Source organism: Sulfurovum sp. NBC37-1 (genome assembly GCF_000010345.1).
In the GTDB taxonomy this organism is placed as follows: domain Bacteria; phylum Campylobacterota; class Campylobacteria; order Campylobacterales; family Sulfurovaceae; genus Sulfurovum.
The window spans coordinates 608,980-630,180 of record NC_009663.1 but is presented as its reverse complement, the minus strand read 5'-3'; the positions used below and the strand labels follow the sequence as shown (position 1 = coordinate 630,180).

19 protein-coding genes, 1 other RNA gene and 1 pseudogene are annotated in these 21,201 nt (G+C 43.9%); 8 read left to right on the top strand and 13 right to left on the bottom strand.

The annotated features are described in order from the left end of the window. Positions 1 to 59 precede the first annotated feature (59 nt). Both rny and SUN_RS03105 read right to left on the bottom strand, forming a co-directional pair. Positions 60 to 1,589 (bottom strand): ribonuclease Y, encoded by a 1,530-nt coding sequence (gene rny / locus SUN_RS03110; protein WP_011980292.1) that lies wholly within the window; start codon positions 1,587 to 1,589, stop codon positions 60 to 62. 81 nt (positions 1,590 to 1,670) lie between these two features. After that, complete coding sequence (locus tag SUN_RS03105) at positions 1,671 to 2,225, bottom strand: 5-formyltetrahydrofolate cyclo-ligase (protein WP_011980291.1); 555 nt, start codon at positions 2,223 to 2,225, stop codon at positions 1,671 to 1,673. 85 nt (positions 2,226 to 2,310) lie between these two features. Between SUN_RS03105 and SUN_RS03100 the strand changes: the two genes are divergently transcribed. From SUN_RS03100 to SUN_RS03080, 5 genes are all read left to right on the top strand, one after another. Then, the gene (locus SUN_RS03100; RefSeq protein ID WP_011980290.1) at positions 2,311 to 2,946 is read left to right on the top strand and encodes a TlpA family protein disulfide reductase; all 636 of its coding nucleotides are present in this window, start codon (positions 2,311 to 2,313) and stop codon (positions 2,944 to 2,946) included. A gap of 14 nt (positions 2,947 to 2,960) precedes the next feature. Then, positions 2,961 to 3,827: a signal recognition particle-docking protein FtsY gene (ftsY, locus tag SUN_RS03095; protein ID WP_011980289.1), complete on the top strand. Its 867-nt coding sequence runs from the start codon at positions 2,961 to 2,963 to the stop codon at positions 3,825 to 3,827. 171 nt (positions 3,828 to 3,998) lie between these two features. Beyond that, positions 3,999 to 5,351, top strand: a complete 1,353-nt coding sequence (gene radA, locus SUN_RS03090) for a DNA repair protein RadA (protein ID WP_011980288.1) — start codon at positions 3,999 to 4,001, stop codon at positions 5,349 to 5,351. Between the two features lie 288 nt (positions 5,352 to 5,639). Continuing rightward, entirely contained in the window at positions 5,640 to 5,999 is a 360-nt protein-coding gene (gene acpS / locus SUN_RS03085; protein ID WP_011980287.1) for a holo-ACP synthase, read from the top strand. Between the two features lie 54 nt (positions 6,000 to 6,053). Further along, positions 6,054 to 6,458 (top strand): hypothetical protein, encoded by a 405-nt coding sequence (locus SUN_RS03080; protein ID WP_011980286.1) that lies wholly within the window; start codon positions 6,054 to 6,056, stop codon positions 6,456 to 6,458. A gap of 18 nt (positions 6,459 to 6,476) precedes the next feature. On the opposite strand, the gene SUN_RS03075 is transcribed toward SUN_RS03080, so the two are convergent. Genes SUN_RS03075 through SUN_RS03065 form a run of 3 tightly spaced genes read right to left on the bottom strand, consistent with a single transcriptional unit; the run spans position 6,477 to position 9,935 of the window. Continuing rightward, a complete protein-coding gene (locus SUN_RS03075) occupies positions 6,477 to 7,463 on the bottom strand; it encodes an SAM-dependent methyltransferase (RefSeq protein WP_041672661.1) in 987 nt (328 codons plus the stop codon). Continuing rightward, positions 7,453 to 8,712, bottom strand: coding sequence for a TolC family protein (locus tag SUN_RS03070; protein WP_011980284.1), 1,260 nt, complete (start codon positions 8,710 to 8,712; stop codon positions 7,453 to 7,455). Before SUN_RS03070 ends, SUN_RS03075 begins: the two co-directional genes overlap by 11 nt. After that, positions 8,709 to 9,935, bottom strand: coding sequence for an aspartate aminotransferase family protein (locus SUN_RS03065; protein WP_011980283.1), 1,227 nt, complete (start codon positions 9,933 to 9,935; stop codon positions 8,709 to 8,711). Before SUN_RS03065 ends, SUN_RS03070 begins: the two co-directional genes overlap by 4 nt. A 114-nt stretch (positions 9,936 to 10,049) precedes the next feature. Here SUN_RS03065 and SUN_RS03060 point away from each other — a divergent pair, with 114 nt between their 5' ends. The 3 genes from SUN_RS03060 (at position 10,050) to SUN_RS03050 (ending at position 11,812) form a co-directional block, all read left to right on the top strand. Then, positions 10,050 to 10,352, top strand: a complete 303-nt coding sequence (locus SUN_RS03060) for a hypothetical protein (protein ID WP_011980282.1) — start codon at positions 10,050 to 10,052, stop codon at positions 10,350 to 10,352. Positions 10,353 to 10,533: 181 nt separating this feature from the next. Then, positions 10,534 to 11,571, top strand: a complete 1,038-nt coding sequence (locus tag SUN_RS03055; RefSeq protein WP_011980281.1) for an AI-2E family transporter — start codon at positions 10,534 to 10,536, stop codon at positions 11,569 to 11,571. Further along, positions 11,564 to 11,812: a hypothetical protein gene (locus SUN_RS03050; RefSeq protein ID WP_011980280.1), complete on the top strand. Its 249-nt coding sequence runs from the start codon at positions 11,564 to 11,566 to the stop codon at positions 11,810 to 11,812. Before SUN_RS03055 ends, SUN_RS03050 begins: the two co-directional genes overlap by 8 nt. Before the next feature lie 34 nt (positions 11,813 to 11,846). Here the strand turns inward: SUN_RS03050 and SUN_RS03045 are convergent, their stop codons facing one another. From SUN_RS03045 to SUN_RS03015, 8 genes and pseudogenes are all read right to left on the bottom strand, one after another. After that, a complete protein-coding gene (locus SUN_RS03045; RefSeq protein WP_011980279.1) occupies positions 11,847 to 13,631 on the bottom strand; it encodes a molybdopterin-dependent oxidoreductase in 1,785 nt (594 codons plus the stop codon). Next, a complete protein-coding gene (locus tag SUN_RS03040; protein ID WP_011980278.1) occupies positions 13,628 to 14,419 on the bottom strand; it encodes an HlyD family efflux transporter periplasmic adaptor subunit in 792 nt (263 codons plus the stop codon). The genes SUN_RS03045 and SUN_RS03040 overlap by 4 nt, the downstream gene beginning before the upstream one ends. 41 nt (positions 14,420 to 14,460) lie before the next feature. Further along, positions 14,461 to 15,621 carry a hypothetical protein gene (locus tag SUN_RS03035; RefSeq protein WP_011980277.1) on the bottom strand — a complete coding sequence of 387 codons (1,161 nt, stop codon included), beginning with the start codon at positions 15,619 to 15,621 and terminating at the stop codon, positions 14,461 to 14,463. Positions 15,622 to 15,891: 270 nt separating this feature from the next. Next, a pseudogene (gene tnpA, locus SUN_RS03030) lies at positions 15,892 to 16,335 on the bottom strand (IS200/IS605 family transposase). A 129-nt stretch (positions 16,336 to 16,464) separates the two neighbouring features. Continuing rightward, positions 16,465 to 18,633, bottom strand: coding sequence for a DEAD/DEAH box helicase (locus tag SUN_RS03025; RefSeq protein ID WP_158298175.1), 2,169 nt, complete (start codon positions 18,631 to 18,633; stop codon positions 16,465 to 16,467). Between the two features lie 33 nt (positions 18,634 to 18,666). Beyond that, complete coding sequence (locus SUN_RS03020; protein ID WP_011980275.1) at positions 18,667 to 19,857, bottom strand: ATP-binding protein; 1,191 nt, start codon at positions 19,855 to 19,857, stop codon at positions 18,667 to 18,669. Positions 19,858 to 20,050: 193 nt separating this feature from the next. After that, positions 20,051 to 20,400: RNase P RNA component class A (gene rnpB, locus SUN_RS13250), an RNA gene on the bottom strand. A 239-nt stretch (positions 20,401 to 20,639) separates the two neighbouring features. Further along, positions 20,640 to 21,194: a 2-oxoacid:acceptor oxidoreductase family protein gene (locus SUN_RS03015; protein ID WP_011980274.1), complete on the bottom strand. Its 555-nt coding sequence runs from the start codon at positions 21,192 to 21,194 to the stop codon at positions 20,640 to 20,642. Positions 21,195 to 21,201 lie beyond the last annotated feature (7 nt).

Below are 21,201 nucleotides of genomic sequence, written 5' to 3'. Positions count from 1 at the left end.
CCGAATTATAACGCTTTTATTATTTTAATTAGCATAACTTTTTATATGCTATGGCAATGCTATTTTGCAATACTCACAGCCCTTGTTTCCCGAATGACATTAACCTTTATCTCGCCGGGAAACTGTACCTTGTCCTTAATCTCCTTGGCGATCTCTTTGCTGAGCAGAACAGCTTCATTGTCGCTCATTCTGTTTGCATTGACAAAGACCCGTATTTCCCGTCCGGCATTGATGGCATAGGCTCTTTCCACGTTCTCTTTGGACGTGGCTATCTCTTCGATCTCCTTGACCCTTTTGGTGAAACTCTCAAGTACTTCTCTTCTGGCGCCGGGACGTGCGGCACTGAGCGTATCTGCCGCACAGACCGCTGCACTCTCTACAGAATCCGGTTCTTCATGTCCATGATGGGCATAAATAGCATTGATGACCGTGGGATGCTCATTGTACCTTCTGCACAGTTCTGCACCGATCTCCACATGCGATCCGCCCATATCCTGTGTCAGGGCCTTGCCGATATCATGCAGCAGTCCCGCACGCAGGGCAAGCTTCTCGTCTCCACCCATTTCAGCCGCCATGACCCGAGCCAGTTTGGCCACTTCAAGAGTATGCGCCAAAGCATTCTGGCCGTAACTCGCACGGTACTTCAAACGCCCTATGAGTTTCACCAGCTCCTCGTGCATTGGGAAAAGTCCCAGGTCGATGAGGATGTTCTCCCCCTCTTCATAAGTCTTCTCTTCAAACTCTTTTTCCACCTTTTCATGCACCTCTTCAATACGTCCCGGATGGATGCGGCCATCTTCAATCAATATCTCTATCACACGTGTGGCTATGGCCCTGCGGTAGAGATTGAAAGAGCTGACCAGTATAACTCCCGGTGTCTCATCTATCACGATATCTACCCCAAGAAGCATTTCAAGCGCCTTGATGTTCCGTCCCTCTTTACCGATGATGCGCCCTTTGTGCTCGTCACTGGGAAGGTTGACCAGATTGATGAGCCGTTCACCGGCAAATTCCCCCGCGTAGCGTGTCGTGGCCTGCGCAAGAATGTAGTTCGCTTTCTTCTCGCCCTCTTCCTTGGCCAGTTGTTCATACCTGCGAACTATCGAAGCAATCTCCGCGCGGCTCTGTTCTTCAACCTTTTCAAGAATATACGCTTTAGCCTCTTCCTGTGTCATGGAAGCAGCATGTTGCAGTTTTTCTACTGTTTCGGAGATCTGCTTTTGCTTTTTCTCTTCAAGAGCCTCAAGTACACTTTCTTTCTCTAGTATACGTTGTTCAAGAAGTAACAAGGCCTCTTCCTCTTTTTCCACTGCTTTCTGCTCCAGTATCAAAGCCCTGTTCCGCTCTTCCACCTGTACCAGACGTTTCTGGAATTCTGCTTCATGTTCAAGTTCTCTCGTCTTGATCTTCATCTGGGATTCCTGCAGCAGAAGCTCAGCTTCGTTACTGATGGCTTTGGCCTTCGCCTTCGCTTCCATCTCCAAATGTGCGAATTTTTTCTGGGTACTGTTCTTGAGCCACAGGTAACATGCACCTGCCCCAACGGCCGCTCCGGCAATACCGGAAACGCCTGCTATGGTTCCTATCATATTTTTTCCTTTTTAAAGGGCAACCCCGATCATGGTCGCTCATGTTCCCAAGAAAAAGAAATGTTTTGTTCTGCTAACTGTTTATGGTACGACTATCATGTCCGCTCTGACATCATGGCCATCCGTTACTATTCTGCTGCTATAACATAATTCCCGTGCCACAAACACTGTTTTTCCTATATATTGCATCTCTTTTTCAAAAAATCTATCATACATACCCTTGCCGAAGCCTACACGTCTATGTGTCATGTCCACACCAACGATCGGTACGATAGCTATATCTATTTTTTTCTTTCTAAACTGTTTTGAATATTTTGGTTCTTTTATACCAAACCGCTTTGTTTTCAGCGGGTATCTATATTTTACCAAGCTAAAACTTTTACCTTCCATAAACGGAACATAGAGTTGGCGCCTTTCGCGTCGGAGTACTCTGATAAGCGGATAGAGGTTCACTTCCAGCTCCAGCGGAAGGTAGAGCATGATCACTCTGGCATCCATCTCTACAATGACCCTATAAAGTTTGGAAAGCACTTTTCTGTCTCTGACATAGTTATTCTTGCGACTGATCTCTTTGAGGCGTTCCAAGCACCTCTGTCTGAACTGCTTCTTTTGGCTCTCTTTCTGTATAACTTCCATTTAGTGCTCTTTTGGTATAATCTTTTAAATTTCTATGAACATACGCCAAACATTGCGTACTGTGATATTATAACCAAGGAATCATGTGATCAATATCAAACCCCTGCTTTTAAGTGTTATTTTGCTTTTTGCGGCGGGGTGCAGCGATAAGAAAGAAAAAACATCGGGTACAGAGAAGAATATCAGTGCCTGCGCCCCTTCAAAAGAGATGAATTGTTCCGAAAAGAATGAGAGTCAGATCAACAAGATAACGACCATGCTCGAAGGTAGTAGTATTCTCAAAAGTATCAAAGATGAGACACACGGGGTAATGGTGGACAAAAACCGTTTCATCATCAACGATGTTAAACAGCCTATCGTTCTTGTCAACTTTTTTAGTACTTGGTGTCCGCCATGCCGAGGGCAGATCCCCTATTTTGAAGACCTGCAGAAAAAGTACAGAAAAGAACTTTTTGTGACAGGCATACTGGTCAATGATGACATCAATGCCACAAAACTGGAACAGTTTTACACCAAATATCATATAGACTATTTTGTCTCCAATGACATCGAAAACGAATATGTCACGGCAAAAGTGATCGAAGCACTGAAGCTCGATGAAAATTTCACACTGCCGCTGACCGTGCTTTACAAAAACGGTGATTACTATACCCATTATGAGGGACCGGTCCCTGTCGAAATGATCGATCATGACATCAGAACTGCCATAGAAGAAAAATAAAGGAAATAGATACGATGTTCAACCTGTTTAAAAAAGTATTGGGAAAGACCAACGATGCCATCAAAGAGGTCGTTATAGAGAAGAAAAAAGAGATCAGCAAAGAGGAATTCGAAGATATCCTGCTTGAAGCAGATGTCAATTACGAACTGGCGGAAAGACTGCTCGATGCCCTGCCGGAAAAGATTAACCGTATCCAGGCTTTCAACTCACTGATCTCGGTATTCCAGTACAAAGCGGATTGGAAAGAGAGCAATGCCAAACCGTATGTTGAAATGATCATCGGCGTCAACGGAGCGGGGAAGACCACCACCATTGCCAAGCTCGCTTACCGTTACCAGCAGGAGGGCAAAGGGGTCATTCTGGGCGCAGGAGACACCTTTCGTGCCGCGGCCATCGAACAGCTTATCCGATGGGCGGACAAACTCGAAGTGCCCATTGTCTCCACCAGGCAGGGGCATGATCCTTCCGCCGTGGTCTATGACACTATCGAAGCGGCCAAAGCCAGAAGACTGGACAATGTTATAATCGATACGGCTGGAAGACTGCATACCCAGACGAACCTCTCCGAAGAGCTCAAGAAGATGATACGTGTCGCAGGCAAGGCGATGGAGGGAGCACCACACCGTAAAATGCTCATCCTCGACGGAACACAGGGAAGTTCCTCCATCAACCAGGCCAGAGCCTTCGATGAGATGATCGGCATCGATGGTATCATCATCACAAAACTTGATGGTACTGCAAAAGGCGGTTCGGTACTGAGCATCGCCGATGAACTGCAGATGCCCATCTTCTACATCGGGACGGGAGAACAGCCCAAAGACCTCATCCGTTTCAAAGCCAATGAGTATATCAATACTATATTGGATGAGATCTTCGTATAAGAGAAGAATGCTTTAAACATAATTATGGAAGTGCAGAGTTTACTCGCACCCTAAAATTCAAGGTGAAACTAAAGTTCTCACTTCCAGAAAATATTACAATTTGACATATTTTCCCGCACCTTTCCCCTGACTGTATTATACTTCTACTAACAAAATAAAAGAGAGAAAAATATGGCAAAGAAAAAAACACTCTTCGAATGTCAGGCATGCGGCTTCCAATCTCCAAGATGGATGGGGAAATGTACCTCCTGCAACCAATGGGAGACCATGGTCGAACTCACGGCAGACCAGATCAAATTCCTGAACGAAACATCGAAAAGCAGCAGTAGCGGCTCAGCCCTTTCCAAAGCACAGCCTATCACCCAGATCGAAGAGGACAACATCACTCGTTTCCCGTCAGGCAGCTGCGAACTCGACCTTGTGCTCGGAGGTGGAGTCGTTCCGGGCTCTTTGACCCTCATAGGCGGCAGTCCGGGTATCGGTAAATCAACGCTCCTGCTAAAGATTGCAGGCAATCTTGCGCAGCAGCGGAAAAAAGTACTCTATGTTTCCGGAGAGGAGTCTGCCGGGCAGATCAAACTGCGCGCCAACAGGCTCGACGCCAACCACGAGAACCTTTTTCTGCTTCCCGAGATCAGCCTGAGTACCGTACTCTCCGAGATCTCCAATGAAAATTACGAATTCATCGTCATCGACTCCATCCAGACACTCTACTCCGACGAAACACCTTCGGCACCCGGTTCCGTGACACAGGTACGTACCATCACCTTCGAACTGATGCGTGTGGCCAAGAGCCTGCATATTCCCATCTTCATCATCGGCCACATTACCAAAGACGGTTCCATCGCCGGCCCGAGGGTCCTCGAGCACATGGTCGATACCGTGCTCTACTTTGAAGGCGACTCCAACTCCGAACTTCGTCTGCTTCGCGGCTTCAAGAACCGTTTCGGCTCCACCAACGAGGTCGGTATCTTCGAAATGAACAAGAGTGGACTGAACGACGCCAAGAGCATGGCCGGCAGATTCTTCGACAAGGACAAGCTTCAGTCAGGCTCTGCGCTGACCGTCATCATGGAGGGAAGCCGCCCGATCATTATAGAGGTGCAGGCACTTGTTTCCGAAGCCTACGGACACCCAAAGCGCAGTTCCACTGGGTTTGACAACAACCGTCTGGGTATGCTTCTTGCACTGCTGGAAAAGAAGCTCGACCTTCCACTGGGTACCTACGATGTCTTCATCAATATCTCCGGTGGTATCAAGATCAACGAACCCTCCGCCGACCTTGCCATTATTGCAGCTATCCTAAGTTCTTACCGTGACAGGGAACTGAGTGCCGAAACACTCTTTCTCGGAGAAGTGAGCCTCACCGGCGAGATACGCGAGATCTCAGGCCTGACACAGCGTCTTAAAGAGATGAAAACACAGGGCTTCAGCAAAGCGGTCATCCCCAACAAGCCTATGGAAGAAACAGAGATCAAATGCTTTATAGCCGACGAAGTCTCCAAAGTAGTGGAATGGATGTGAGACACGTAAAGTAAACGTGAACTGCTTCACGTTTATAGTGTCGAAACCGAAGTGGTCGGAGCAAAGCGTAGCCACGAAGGCTGGAATCCTTACGACAACTGCTTGTCGTTTATAGGGGCGAAACCGGAGTGGTCGGAACGAAGTGTAGCCACGAAGGCTGGAATCCTTACGACAACTGCTTCACGTTTTTAGCGGCGAAACCAGAGTGGTCGGAGCGAAGCGTAGCCATCTAGGCCGGGAGCAGCATAAAAAATCGACACTTTACAACATTTTCGATATACTCTTTCCATGAAAGTCGGAACAGATATCATTCAGATCGATCGTATTGAAAAACTCATCGATCGATACGGTGACACATTCAAACAGAGGTATCTTTCAAAGGAAGAAATTGCTGCAGCCAAAAAGGTCGAAACGCTTGCCGGGTACTGGGCGGCCAAAGAGGCCATAGCAAAAGCATTTGGCTGCGGCATAGGCGCCCAGCTGGCTTTTCATGACATTATGATAGCCAAAGACAGCAGAGGAGCACCCTACTTTACCCTGAGCGATGAAGCACTCAAAACCTACACCATTCACTCAGCTTCCATTTCCATCAGCCACGACGGCGGTTTTGCCATCGCTGTTGCCGCGATCGATTTTGAAGCAGCTTGAAATTTTCCGGGGAATTATATTACAATACCGACACAATAATTTAGAAGGATAAAAATGAAGTATCTATTTATGATCGTTTTTGCCGCACTCCTGTTCACAGGATGCGTCGAGCAAGCTCCAAAGGTCAAGAAGGCGCCCGTAAAAACCAAAGAGACCAATGCCACAAGATATGTAGCACCGCCTCCACCAAAGAAACACATTGAACTCAAAGAGGTGCAGGATGACAACTATTCCCCGGAATATATGTACCCAGACGACAAATACAAGAAAGACAAGCTTGTCAAGGCAAAGGACAGTACTGCTGATGAGGCCATAGAAAAAGCGGCTGCGAGTATGAGCAGAGCAGAGTGTATCTCCATGATCGGACAGGAAAAGTTCGACAAATATACACAGATGTACGGAAACGAAGAAGCGTCCATCAAACGCTGTACGCTTCTTAAATCAATGCAAAAAAGCTAATTTTTTCCTCCTATACCTCTATTTGTGTAAATGGATCATCTTGAAGCGGTCACCCATCATGGTCGGGGCGATCAGCGTCTTGATCTTGTCCGCTTCGCGCACGTATCTATCCTGTGTTGTCTGTGAAGCGAACTGTTCGAGTATTTCTATCAATCCAAAACGTATCAGCGCTCTTGCCTGTGTTTCATAACTCTCCTCTCTGAATCCTGCTGCTTCAAATGCTTCAAGAACATGTTTGAAGTTCACATCGTAGGTGATGTCATCTTTCTGAAAAGACTCCGAAAGATCCAGAGCCTCGTCAAAGAGCGGGAAAGTCTCATGCGCATAGTAGACACGGATGGAAAAGTCATTGCGAACATACTTCTCACCGTAGTCAAAACTGACAAAGTCACACTTCTTTATGCCAGATGCCATCGCTTTGGCAAAATCCTCATAGCCCACAGCAACCTCACCCTGTTTCAGGTAATGTCCTTTGGCCCATTCCAGCATCTCAGTAGGTGCAGGCTCCCACGATATGGTATGATCTTCTACGACGGCTATCTGTTCATCCTTGAGAAGTTCACAGGGAAAGGCATCGAAGATCTCGTTGGCAACGACAAAAGCGTATGCGGTATTTACTTCAGAGAGGTCTTCAAAGTGTGTTACGGTTACATCGTCCCCGAAACGCTCTTTGATGTACGCTGACTGTACCTCCCGGACTTCGGGCTGACGCTCGACGATACCGAATCTAAGTGTCTGAACCAGGGAAGGATCACAGGTGTAAAGCCACTGTATCATGTCACATAGAAGATAGCCCTGATGTGCTCCCACTTCGATGAGCCATCCGTTTCTGTCTGCCTTTCCTTCTTTGAGCATTTTGAAAAAATGGTTGGCAATACTCGCCCCAAAAAAACTGCTGGTACTCACTGCCGTATAGAAATCCCCGGACTTTCCGATCGCTTTGAAATTTTTGTAGTACCCCTTCTCTCCGTAGAGCCATTCATTCATATATTCGCTAAAGTACATTTTCCACCCGTATGTAGAGTTTAAGAAGCTGTATCTGTTTGTCTATACTGTAAATACGCTGATCCAGTCTTCTGATCTGCTGCGAGTTCTTCATCACTTCCGCATCGTACAGGGTCTTTTCACCTGCTTCCGCAAGGTTCTTCGTCACTTTGTAGAGATTACCGTAAATCTTCTCGTCTTTTCTGGCTAGAGAGATCTTCTTGTCAAGGATATGCAGGCTGTTGCGTATCCAGTCATACTCTTCACTAACCTTGTTTTTCCTGTCTATAACCTCTGTGGCAGCCTGAAGTTTTTCCACTTTGCTCAACTCGATATCACTAAACGAATTAATATCGATAGGCATCGATACGGTAAATCCGTAATTGTAGTAACTCTCATTCAAATTGGGACTTGGGAAAAGCGGATTGAGGTCACCGTTGGAGTACTGTCCCTGTAAAGCAACTGTCGGAAGGTATTTTGCCCAGGTTACTTTCTCTTTATAGTCCATTTCAAGCGCACGCAGGTTGTCCCTTTTAAGTTCGAGGTTTTCATGGGTATAGCTCTGTTTGTCTATGAGTTTCAGTTTCGGCAGCCTGAGTCTATCAGGTTTTTTATCGCTCAAAATAGCAAAACGCTGCTTGAGCTCCATCTCGTTCAAACGCATCTCGAGCAGTGCCGTCTCATCCTGGCTCTTTCTGAGTATGGCCTGGTCAAGAAAACTGCTGTCCAAAATACCGGCTTCAAAACTGTCACGTTTCTGTTGTATATCGATGATATCATTCTTGATCTGGTATTTCATCTTCTGCTGTTCGAGCTTGATACGCTTGAGCTTAAAGAGGATCGCAACGGCATCACCGATCATCTGGCGTCTCTGTAATGTGATGTCGGCTCTATTCGCATTTCTCAATGCCCCGGAGTACTTGATGGCATAGTAGATCCCGCCCGACCTGAAGATCGGCTGGTCTATATAGACCGAAAAATTGCTGGTATCAATGGTCCCCGTTCTGAAACGTGTTGTATAATCTCTTCCGTAACGTACCGTCACCGGATTGATCCAACTTTTTGAAAGCATATCGCTCTGTAGTTCATTTCCCTGAAACTGGTAGTCAAAGAGCGTTTCTTTTGTGTCTGAAAGTATCTCTCCGAGTTCATCCGCCTGAAGCAGAGAAGCAACACAAAGACTACCAAACACTACCAAACGCAACCAGTTGCGTGAGCCCACTGCTGAAGTGGATCCAGTGTCAGCGTAGTCTGTGGAGCTTTGCTTCATAGACGTACCTTATCAATGGCAATTTCAAAACGCTTGAATCCTTCATCTATTTCATTTTTGCTGATCGTAAGACTCGGCAGGAAGCGTACTGTATTACGCCCTGCCTTGAGTACGACAAGCCCCTCTTTCAGACTGTTCTTTATCACAGATCCCTGTACTTCGGCATTCTTTGCACGCAATCCGCGCATCAGACCGAGTCCGACCTCTTTTTCAAAAAGATTCTCATACTTTGCCGCTATCTCCTGAAGCTTCACTTCAAAATAGAGCAGTGTTTCATGCAGTCCGCCGTTATCGTAAAGTTCGGAAAGTATATCCAGAACGGCAAGTCCTGCAGCCGTACTCAGGTAGTTGCCCCCGAAGGTACTTCCATGGTCTCCCGTGCTCAGTACATCCTTGTGCTTTGTCATCACCGCACCGATAGGTACACCCCCGCCAAGCCCTTTGGCAAGCGTAACGATGTCGGGTTCTATTTCATAAAGGTTCGATGCCAGGAACTCACCCGTTCTGTAAACCCCTGTCTGTACCTCATCGACGATGAGCAGCACATTCTTTTCTTTGAGGTGGGCGGCAAGCTTCTGTATCTCCTCTTTCTCAAAAGGCTGCACTCCCCCCTCACCCTGCACCAGTTCGAGCAATACCGCAACCGTCTCGTCATTGATGGCATCATAGACATCCGCAATGCTCGGCACATAACTGAACCCGGCAGGATAGGGTGAGAAGTTCGGTGTATGAAAACTCTTCTGTCCTGTCGCCTTGACCGTTGTGATGGTACGACCGTGGAAGGAGTGTTCCAGCGTAATGACTTTGTATCGTTTGTTGTCGAACTTCGTCTCACCGTACTTTCGCGCGATCTTAATCGCCCCTTCGTTCGCCTCGGCACCCGAGTTGGCAAAGAAAACACCCATGTCATAGCCTGAAAGCTCCACCATTCTCTGCGCCAGCTTTGCCTGAGGTTCTATCACCTGCAGGTTGGAGATGTGGATGATCTTCTTAGCCTGTTCACAAATGGCAGAGGTCAGTCTCTCATTCCCGTGTCCCACAGAGTTCACCGCAATCCCCGAAGCGAAGTCTATGTAGTCACGCCCGTTCTCATCATACAGTGTAGACCCCACACCCTTTACAAAGTTCGTGTAATCACGCGCATAGGTTTGCAGTACGTATTTTTTGTCCAATTCTTCCAGTGTCATGTTCTTTTCCGTTCCTGTTATCGTCATTCCGATCATGTGTCAGAATCACTCTTTTAAGTGTTGATATTATAGCAGAGTGTGTTGAAAAATGATTTTTTCTTGTTCACAGCCATGAGGTAAAAATGATATAATTAGCAAAAAAGGTTTTTTGTGATCTATAGAAGCGGAAAGATACAGTTTCTTTTCTGGACAGCATTTTTCTCTGTATTGATCTATCTCTGGCTCGCGACTGTCGGGCTGCAAACGTTTGTGCTTCCCGATGAACCGCCCATGACTTTCCCTACGCATGTAGCAACACTGATGTTCATACTGTTCGGACTGCTCATTCTCACGACCCTGGCTGGGGTAGTCGTCTCCATGATGATCTCCAACCGCTTCTATATCCGTTTTTTCAGCGGCATGACCATCTTCATCTTTGGATCTATGGTCTTTGCCAAAAGCTTTTTCGGATGAGATTAGGGTCTTTCAGAGATCATACCGGTATAGGGATGGGAATAATATAGGTGCTGCACGCCGTCAGTATGAAAGCCGCGACAGTAAGCAGCAAAACGACAATCATTCTCTCTTTTTTCATTTGTAGCCCTTCCTCACACTATTATCTGTTATAATAGCATAAATTGTAACAGGGGAGATCATGCAGGAGCAACATGCAAAGATAGGCTACACCCTCATGGTAATGGCTTCTATTGTCATCATCCTGGCCGGCATCAAAATGGCTGCGGTGATTATAGTCCCCTTTCTGCTTGCCCTTTTCCTGGCAACCATCCTCTCCCCTTTTTATCTGTGGCTCAAAAAGATGGGCGTCCATGAGATATTGGCCCTTCTCATCATTGTATTGTTCCTTTTCCTTGTCATCAGTTCCATGATTACGCTTATAGGGAACTCCGTACAGGACTTCAGCCAGAATGTCCCCATGTATGAAGCTAAACTCCGTACGGACCTGAGCCATATTTTTGACAGACTGGACAACTGGGGTATCCATGTTCCCAAAGACGATTTTCTCGCGATGTTTCATACAAGAAGTGTTATGCACTACATTGCCGGCACACTCAGAAGTTTTGGTTCTCTCCTGACCAACTCTTTCATGATCATCATGACCGTCATCTTCATGCTGATGGAGATCTCACAGTTTACTGCAAAGCTGGCACAGACCAATGTCAAAGGGCTTGCAACCGTGACCGAGGTAAGCGGTAAGATCAAACACTATATCCTGCTCAAAACACTGACCTCTGCCGCTACGGGGCTTATCATCACGATCATCTTGAAAATGCTGGGTATTCACTATGCCGTACTTTGGGGACTGCTGGCATTCCTGCTCAACTTCATCCCCAATATCGGTTCCATCCTTGCAGCCATACCGGCCGTCATGATGGCTCTGGTACAGTTCAACATCACAACCGCCCTGATCGCTGCGGGAGCATACCTTCTGGTTAATGTTCTGATCGGTTCCATACTCGAACCTCGCATCCTGGGAAAAGGCCTGGGGCTCTCCACGCTCATTGTCTTTCTCTCGTTGATCTTCTGGGGATGGCTGCTTGGACCCATAGGTATGCTTCTCTCCGTTCCGCTTACCGTCATCATCAAAATCGTACTCAACACACAGCCCAATACCAAATGGATAGCAACCATGCTTGGCTCCGGAGAAGATACAAAGGCGATTATAGATGTATAGAGTTCTGATCGCCTGTTTTTTGATGTATACGACCTTGCATGCAGCACATTGCTGGCAGATTAGGAATGAAGATAAAAGGCATCTGTGCGAAAGTAAATTTGAAGGGAAAAAGTCCTGCTGGCTTATCAAAGAGAACGATATGAAAGCGTACTGCGAAGCGACAGCGGAACACAAGAACAGCTGCTGGCTGATCAAAGAGAACGACCTGCGGCAGATGTGCCGGGCGGAAACGGGCTTTTAAACCCGGATTATGCATTAGAATTGCTTGATCCGAGTTAAACTCTTTCAACCAGTACTTTAACCTCCTGATAACAGGCATTCTCTCCCCCGTCACTCAAAATACAAGGAGTCAGATAGTTCACCCCTACAGTATTGGCAGTAATGATGAGACAGTCAGGCCTGAGATCTTCATTGATTCTGACCGTAAATTCTGCAGAGCCGTGCTCTGAACTTACTTTGACCCTCTCCCCCTCGGTATAACCGGTATCGGGTGGCAACTGTACGGTATCTTCTCTGACGAACTGCGTATTGAGCGATTTGGAAGACTTGGGTGTCAACAGCCAGAAGCTTTCGTCTTTGGGTTTGTTCTTGCTCTCCTTTCGGTACTTTCTGAAACGTTTGGTATTGATGAAGTCATCTTCGAACTCATCTATGAACTCGAATTCATCATCTTCTTCTCCGAAGCCTTCGGCATAAGGTGCGTCCTGATGTGCGGGAGAGATGTAATGCTCCCCTTCCCTCTCACACTGGGACAGCCAGGCATCCAAGTAGTACTCCTCGGACTGTAAACCGTCAAATCCGAACAGGTTGAAGAGTCTCCTGGTGAAATCATATTCGCTGATACCAATATCGGAGTCAAGAATTTTATTCATTTTCTGGACATACTGATGTCCGTAACTCAGCCTGACATCTTCTTTTTCAAAGAAGTTCTTTGCGGGAATGACGATCTTTGCCCTTTTGGACGTTTCATTCTCATACAGGCCGAAATAGATCAGGTTCTCGACCGCTTCGAGCTCTTTGATGACACCGTTGCTGTCGGGCATGGACTCGGCAGGGTTCCCTCCCTGTACCAATACTGTTTCAAAGCTGGAGAACTCCGTTGTCGCTTTTGGCACACGCTTGCACTCCACCTCAAAAGGATTCTCAAATCCCAATTTGGAGTTTGAAAGGTAACTCACCCCGCACCCCTCTTTTCCAAAAAGCCCAAGCGTTGCCGCCAGGGAGTCAATGGCATGCATCGTGTAGGCTCCTGTAGAGTATTTCTGTACACCGCTACCCACAAGAAAGACCACTTTTCTGTCACGTAGGTAGTTCAAAATACGTCCCATATCTCCCAGATCGACTCCGATGTAGGCCAGTATGGCTTTGATACGGTGTTCACGTGTATAGTCGTAGAAGTCCTCATACTCGGGTGCAAACTCGTCCATCCACTCGGTATCTTCGGTATCTTCCATGAAAATGAAACGTGCCAGCATGATCGCCACATAGTAGTCGGTTCTCGGCTGTATCTGAATATGCAGGTCAGCCTTTTTGGCTATGGCAGTCTTTACCGGGTCTATCACCACAATGTGTTTACCTTCTAGAAAAGGCATGATATGCGAATTGGTCACGGTAACGTTCCGTCCCCAGACCACAACGGTCTCAGCCTTTCCTATCTGCTCAAGCGGAAGGTTCCTGTTGATACCTCGTCCCATGATGATCCCCGCATCGCCTGCCCCGTCACAAAGACTTCCCCTGGTCAGTGTACCGTCTATTTTTTCCATGAAAAGATCGGTGATCTCCTGCATGACACCCAGGTTCCCCGAGCCTCTCCAAAGCAGAGACTTCTCTGCTTTAAATGCCTCCGCAACCGCCTGCATCGCCTCTTCCATGCTCACTTCTCTGCCGTCGATACGCGGTTTCTCGATACGAGGTGTTTCGAACATATGTTTGTTGAGGAGTGCGCAAAGCGCACCGTTGCCTGCGGGATGCTCTTTGTCCCCTTTCATTTTGAATTTATCATCTTCTACAATGATCCTGCAGGCATCATAGCAGTCAAGTCCGCATGCTGTCTCTTTCATTTCAGTTCAACCTTCAAAAGTTTTGAAAACCGCTCTTTGGGCGCAGGGATGTATATCTCCGCACGGTAGGAAGAGATGAATTTTTCATCTGCCACATTCCAGACCTTATTGATTCTATATGCCGTTTTCTTTCCATCGATATAAACTGTTCTGCTTTTTAGGTCTTTAAGTTCTTCAGGTTCAAGGAAAAGTACCAGCTTGGCTTTGCTGATATCCTGTACCTCGGCCAACGGCGTACCCGGATTGACAAAATCTCCCTCGCGCACCATCAGTTTATAGAGGTATTTTTTCTTCAGAACGATCGATTTTTTTCCTATTGTATCGCTCAGAAGCGCTACTTTGTATTTTGTATCGATAAGCTGTTTCTCAAGACTGACGATCTTTTCACGTGTGGAGAGGTATTGTGTCTTTGCAGAAGTATAACTGTTGTAGGCAGTATCTTTTTGGGTCTTTGAAGCAGTACTCAGTTTCGAGATACGCTGATAGTACCCTTCCTGTCTCTTGACCGTGCTGCTCAGACTGCCGGCTATGTCCTGATTGATACTGATCATCTGTTCAAGAAGCTGTACACTTTTCTGGCTGTCCTTGAGATTAATGTTGTCCATAACATCGTCTAGATGGATCACCCTTCTGTCTTCCACCATCGTACCCTCGGCATCCAGGTCAGCCTCGAGTACTAGCCCGCTTACTGCGGACTTCAGTACCACACTTTCATAAGGCTCCACCTTGGCATAATGCATCTTGGCGAACATGAACAGCGGCAGTAAAAACCAAACCAATATTTTCATATACTCTGTCTCTTTTTTTCACCGATTATATCCAAATAGCGTTAAAGTCGGCCCTTGAGATCCACTTTCAGTACCCAGACATCACTGTCTCTTCTTCTATCTGTTTTCTTATCCCCGACAATAAGGTATCCGTCTTCAAGTGCCACAATGTCATAGCCTACATCATCTGCCTCACCGCCGTAGGTCCTCTCCCAGAGCAACTTGCCGTTGCTGTCTATTTTGAAAAGGTAGAGATCGAAGCCGTTACGTCTGGTAAAACTCTCGCTCCGCCCAACGACCACAAACCCGCCATCGGCACTTGGAGCAACGGCAAACGCTTCATCCTCATGGCTTCCCCCGTAACTTTTTTCCCAAAGCAGCTTACCTTTTTTGTCTGTCTTTACCACATAGGCATTCATGTAGTTTCGTCCAAAACTGTCCGTATTCCCTACAAGCAGATACCCGTCCTTCGTCGCTAAAACTGCACGTGCACTGTCATCATCTTTGCCACCGAAAGCAGCATGCCACTCTTTTTTTCCCGACTTGTCGAGCTTCACCATATAGGCATCACGGTCACCATGGCCGTAACTCTCCGTATCTCCCACCGCCAGATAGCCGTTATCGGCGGCAATAAGACCATAAACACGGTCATCATCTTTGCCGCCATAGTAGCCACCCCAAACCTTGTCCCCATCTTTGTCGGTTTTAAAAATGTATGGGCTAAGGTCTTCATCAAAAAACTGTAAGTGTCGTTCATATCCGGCAAAGACCAGTTCCTCCCCGTCAGCAACCACTGCCGTACCGTAATACTCATCTGAGTCATCACGATAGAATGTCGTCTGCCAGTAGGGCTTGCCTTCACTGTTCACTTTCACCATATAAAAGCTCATGCGTTCATTGCCGTAAGTCTCCGTAGATCCCATAAAGACATAATCATTTCCCTGACGCACAATCGCATTCGCCTCTTCGTCATCTTCCCCGCCGTAGACTTTCGACCAGATCTTTTTACCGTTCTTGTCTATATTGATCAGGTAGGCATCAAAGTCCCTGTCCTGCGTAAAACTCTTGGTCTTTCCTGCGATCATAAAGCCATTCTCCGTCCTGACAACAGCCTTTGCGACATCATCTTCATCACCGCCAAAAACCTTACTGAACGTCCCCGAATTCTGCGCAGCAAAAAGTGTCACACCCGTACACATAATTCCTATCAATACTTTTCTCATTATTCTCTCCCATAAATATATATAATTTATCATAATGGAAAGTAACTTAAAAACAAATCAGTGGAAAAAGAAAATGGGAAATAATTGGAGATGAACATAGGTGCAACGATAAGTTATGCACTTTTGAAGATATAGCGTTATGTATTTACATTTTTATACACTCTTTATACACCTTTTTTATTTGACTTTCGTCTTAATCCTATACAAATTAAGAAAATATGTGAATGAACTACCCCGCTGCAAGCAACGGGGTATCATTACTACATGCGCTTACAAGTCAAATCGTAATTGACCCGTATGCACCTTATGATATGTCTTTCCTTGATTCTTTACATATCTTCGAATCATCTCTTCACTTCCATATTGTCCAACAGTATTAGCGTAAAAACCACTTGTCCACAAATTTCCTCCCCAAAGTATCTTTTTGATCTCTTTGTGTGTTGAAAAAATTTCTCTTGCTGTAATACTTTTGACTATCTGCACAATTCTTGAAACAGGCATCTTTGGAACTCATTGAATCAAAAAATGTACATGATCTTCATCATTCCCAATTTCAAGAAAATTGATCTCAAACCTTTCCGAAATACCTATACAAACTTCAACCAAAGTTTTCTCTATCTCTTTTGTGAAAACTTTCCTTCTGTATTTTGCTGGAAATACCATGTGATACAACAATACTGTTTTGTTATGACTTTTGAATATATGATCACTCATTTGTAATCATAACATACCTACCGTTTAAACTTGACTCCTACCGATGCAAGCATCGGGGAAATCTTTTCGATTATTCTCCGTTTAATACTTCTCTTTATGGATTTAATATGATTACCAAGTTTCATTCCCTTACACAGTTTCAAATAATGTCTGAACCGGTGCCAATACGTATCCCATCTTTTTATACCCTCTCATTCTCTTGTTGAAACTACTTTTCAGCATTGGGACTGATATATCAATAAAATCAATAGCAAGACATTGCTGTCCCTGCCTGCCAATTCGTCCCAAATACTGAATAATACGTTCCGGATAGGAGATAGGCATAGTGAAAATAATCGTATCAAGATGGCCGATATCGATACCTTCTCCGATATAACTGCTGGTGGAAAGAATAATAGAAGCATCTTCAGTCTTCTCAAACTGTAACCTCTTTTCTTTTGTTTTCAATCCACCATAAAGTAACACAGCATCAATACCTCTTGCTTCCAACATATGCCACAGAATATTCAAATGCTCTATGCGTTCACTCAGTACAAGTATTTTTCGTTCTGATAGTTTCACAATTTCATCGACAATTTGCCTATTACGCATATCATCTTCTGTTATTTCACCAAGCATCATACTAAAATGATCCATAAATGTGTCATATTGAGTTGTAACGGTTTTTAGCGTATGCTTGACGGTACTTTCTCTCACAGACTCATGCACTATATCCCCACACTGCAAATACATGATCGCTTCCATACCATCTTTACGTTTAGGTGTCGCACTCAATCCCAATACATACTTTCCTTTAAACCTCTTAAGTGGTATTTCAAAAGAGACTGCCGGCATGTGATGCGCTTCATCGATGATGATCTGGGAATAGTTTTCAATTAATTCAGGTCTATTTTTCAATGACTGCAAGGTGGCAACATCAAGATTACCATTAAGCTTTTTCTTTCCTTTGCCCAATATTCCAATAGATTTGATATCTATTTTAAAATATTCACTCAATCTTTTACTCCACTGTTCCAACAGTACTGTCTTATGTACCAAAATAAGTGTAGCCACCCCATGCTCCGAGATGACAGCTGAAGCAACTGCTGTTTTACCAAATCCAGGAGGTGCGATCAACAAAGAGTAATCATTTTTCAATATCTCATTTTTTGCTTTTATTTGTTCACTTCGGAGATCTAAGAAAAATTCTTGAGCAGGTATTTTCATATTTAGTCTTTTGTCTTCTATATGCATCTGAACTTTGTGCTTTTTAAAAAAAGATTTGAGTTTTCCATACAAACCACGAGGTAAAATAATATAACGTTCATTTAAATCATACGTTGAAACCACACGAGGGGTATTAAATGTTGACAATCTCTGCCGTTGACGCATAAAAAATTCAGGATTGTAAAATGATGCCATTCGCTTCAGTAAATTGAGCAGTGTTATAGATAGTACTGATTTTTCAATATAGATCGCATTATGCAAAACCATTTGAACTGCCTTTGGAAGCACCAATTTTTCCTGTTTGATTTCCCACGGCATCAAAGATGTTGATTCCGTCAATCTTGCATAATCAATAATCAAACTATGTAATTTTTGGGATGAGATTTTTAGAACATTTTGCAGTATACTCCATTGATTTTCATAGGGTTGCATGGTATCAATATCTATAAAAACTGTTTTCCCTTCACTTCGAGATCCAAAATGTAATGGCAGGGCAATAAGATTACCCAGTGCATCAGGAGCAACATAGTCTTGATTAGGAAAGAGACGGTCATAACTTTTCATGTCGATACCATCGCTGATATCCATGGCTTTTGTAATAATCAAGTCACCAAGTATTCTTGCATCCCTGGCTCGTACATCCTCGAGAAAGAAAAACCAAATGTGGATACCGTTTCCTGATTTAGATAATTCAAAGTAAGCATTGATATCCATTGCATTACAAACAGTATGAATTGCTCTGGCATCCGCTACAAAACTTGATTTGTCCAGATCAATAGCAAGGAAACTGCACAGAGTCTGATTTTTGACAGCATAGGTTCCCATCCTCACTTTACCCTCAAGGTGTTGCTGGATGACATGATCATTTACAGGGATGTAATCCGTACCCTTAAATGTCTTTGATACAGGAGAATATCCTTTTTTCAAACCATCTTTACTAATCCAATGCTTGGCATATACAAGCTCATTACCAATAAAAAGTTTTCGGAAAAGCTTAATCTTATCAGACTTAGAAAAGGGTGACAGTCTTTCAATCTCTTTTTTGATGGCAATAATGTTATTCTCAATATCAGATTTTTGTTTTTCAAACATTGCTAATTGTTTATAGAGTTGTTCTAACTGCATCTAATACAAAAATCCAAAAAGCCAAAGAGGAATCTTGTTGCCACTACCGATCTCTATATCATCAGAAACAACGAAAGAATCAGGCAGATCTTTTATCTGTTTAAATCCTTTTGAACTGCCACCTACTTCAAAAGTATACCGGTCATTTACCAGAAAATCACCTCGTTTTGGTATAGACATAACATATCTATCTATCAGCATACTTGCAAAGAATACTTCTCGTACGGTTCCTTTTTGACTTTTGTCACAATACGCTGCATGAAGATTGGTGTTATTGAGATAAACCTTTTCAGGCTTTGTAAATATATTATCACCTTTTGTCTTCGCTCGCATTACATTCAAAATTTTTGCTTTATGAAGATAGTCTAGAAATCTATACAGTCCCTTATAGTTATCACCCATCTCCATTCGCTGTAGTAGTTCTTTAATGTTAGGTGTATAGGGATGGGAAGAACATACAAGCCGTACAAGCTTTTTTATGTTTGATATACTGTCATACTCTATAGGAAAAACAGAGGGAATGTCAACTTCTATTACTGTATTTACTGTTTCATTAAGTCTCACAAGATAATTTTCCTGATCTTCAAAATAAAAAGGATAGTAACCACTTTCCAAATATTCTCTAAAAAGCAGTGTCAGGTTAAATTTCTCAAGAAGGTCATAAGCAATATCCACATGGTCTTTCAAAATCTCACTCAAGCTGAAACTTTTTAATAATATCCCTTTTTTCAGCTCTATGAACTCCCTGAAAGATAGCCCATATACATGATAAAGCAATGCCCTTCTACTCAAGTCTGCTTTGGCATTGTCTATTTTAAGTGCACTGCTTCCACTGAAGATTACCTTTAAATCCAAAATATCATAAATCATCTTGAGTTCTTTCTCGAAGTCATGATACTTATGGATCTCATCAATCACCAATACTTCCCCTTCTTCTTTACTGAATGCTTCTGCTACAGCAAACAATGAAGGGATATTAATCGTATCTGCACTAATATACAGTTTTTTACTGAATGGAATATCAAGTTTTTTTAAATACTGAATTAGAAATGTCGTTTTACCAACCCCTCTTGCCCCAACAATACCAACAAGTTTCTGATCAAGATTAATATTTTTATGAAAATATCTTTCATAAGTAAAATTATTTTTATGAAATATTTTTCTTTGATATTCTCTTAGTTCATCAAGCATAACGACTCCTTAAAGAAAATTATACATAAATTAGACTTCTAAGTCCAATATATTTATATATTTTTGTATTTAAGAGTTCAATTTATAGGAATATTGTATTGCAATACATTTAAAATGGGATAAACTTAGCAATACATTCCCACCTGCATAGTTCATCTAATATTTTCGAGGATATATTGGTTGGATGAGTTAGATAATAGGTGCAACGATAAGCCGGGTTCTGTCATTGGGTAGTTATTTATCTAGGCCTGTTGTTGCCAGCAGGCTCGAGCGAAGTATGAGTGCCGACTGAACGGCTTGTGAGACTTATACCATATACTTCTTGCTGCGGACAGGGTTTACCTGGCTGAGCGTGTTACCACACTCACCGGTGGGCTCTTGCCCCACCCTTTCACCCTTACCAAACAAAGTCTGGCGGTTTACTTTCTGTTGCACTTGCCCTCAGATTACTCTGGCCATCCGTTAGATGGAGTCCTGTCTCACTTGCAGCCCGGACTTTCCTCTCGTGACACAAATGTCACCAGCAACTACCTGTTGCACCTGCGCGAATTATAGCATAGAAATAGTGAATAGTGAATAGTGAATAGTGAATAGTGAATAGTGAATAGTGAATAGTGAATAGTGAATAGTGAATAGTGAAATTTTATATGGACTTACTTAAAATCTCATGAAGTAAAGATTTCTTCTTGATTTTATGTGGATTTGAAGGTTGTGATGAAGGAGTGTACGTCAGTACATGACTGAGTCACCCCTTCAAAGACACATGAAAGCGAGAAGAAAGATTACTTCATTGCTTCGAGAGCGTATTTTTTTCCTAACTCATATGCTTTTAGGTTCACTTCATGAACTTTTTTAGGTACTTTAGAAAGCATTGTATCGATAAGAACTTTTTCATCGAGTGCATGGGTGAATGTATTCGCAATCGCCAGGGCAACGACAGACTGTGTAATTACATTCCCTACTTCTTCTTTGGCGATAGTAATAATAGGTATCTCAACGATATTCCATTTTTTTCTATCTTCTTCTGTCGGGTGTACCAAGTTTGGTTCTACAACAATAGTCCCGCCTTCTCTCACACCGTTTTTAAAGAGTTTATAACTTGCTTCTGCAACTGAAAGCATAAAGTCAACTTCTCCATCTATCGCATATGGATAGAAGATCTCTTTATCATCCAATTGAATATCCACAACCGTCGGACCGCCACGCACTTGTGATGTATACGTTGCTGTTTTGACTCCATATCCGCCTGCTTTGATCTTTGCAGCTGCAAAGATTTCACCAGCCAGAAGAACACCTTGACCACCGACACCGGTAAATCTCATTACTATTCTACTCATCCTCTGG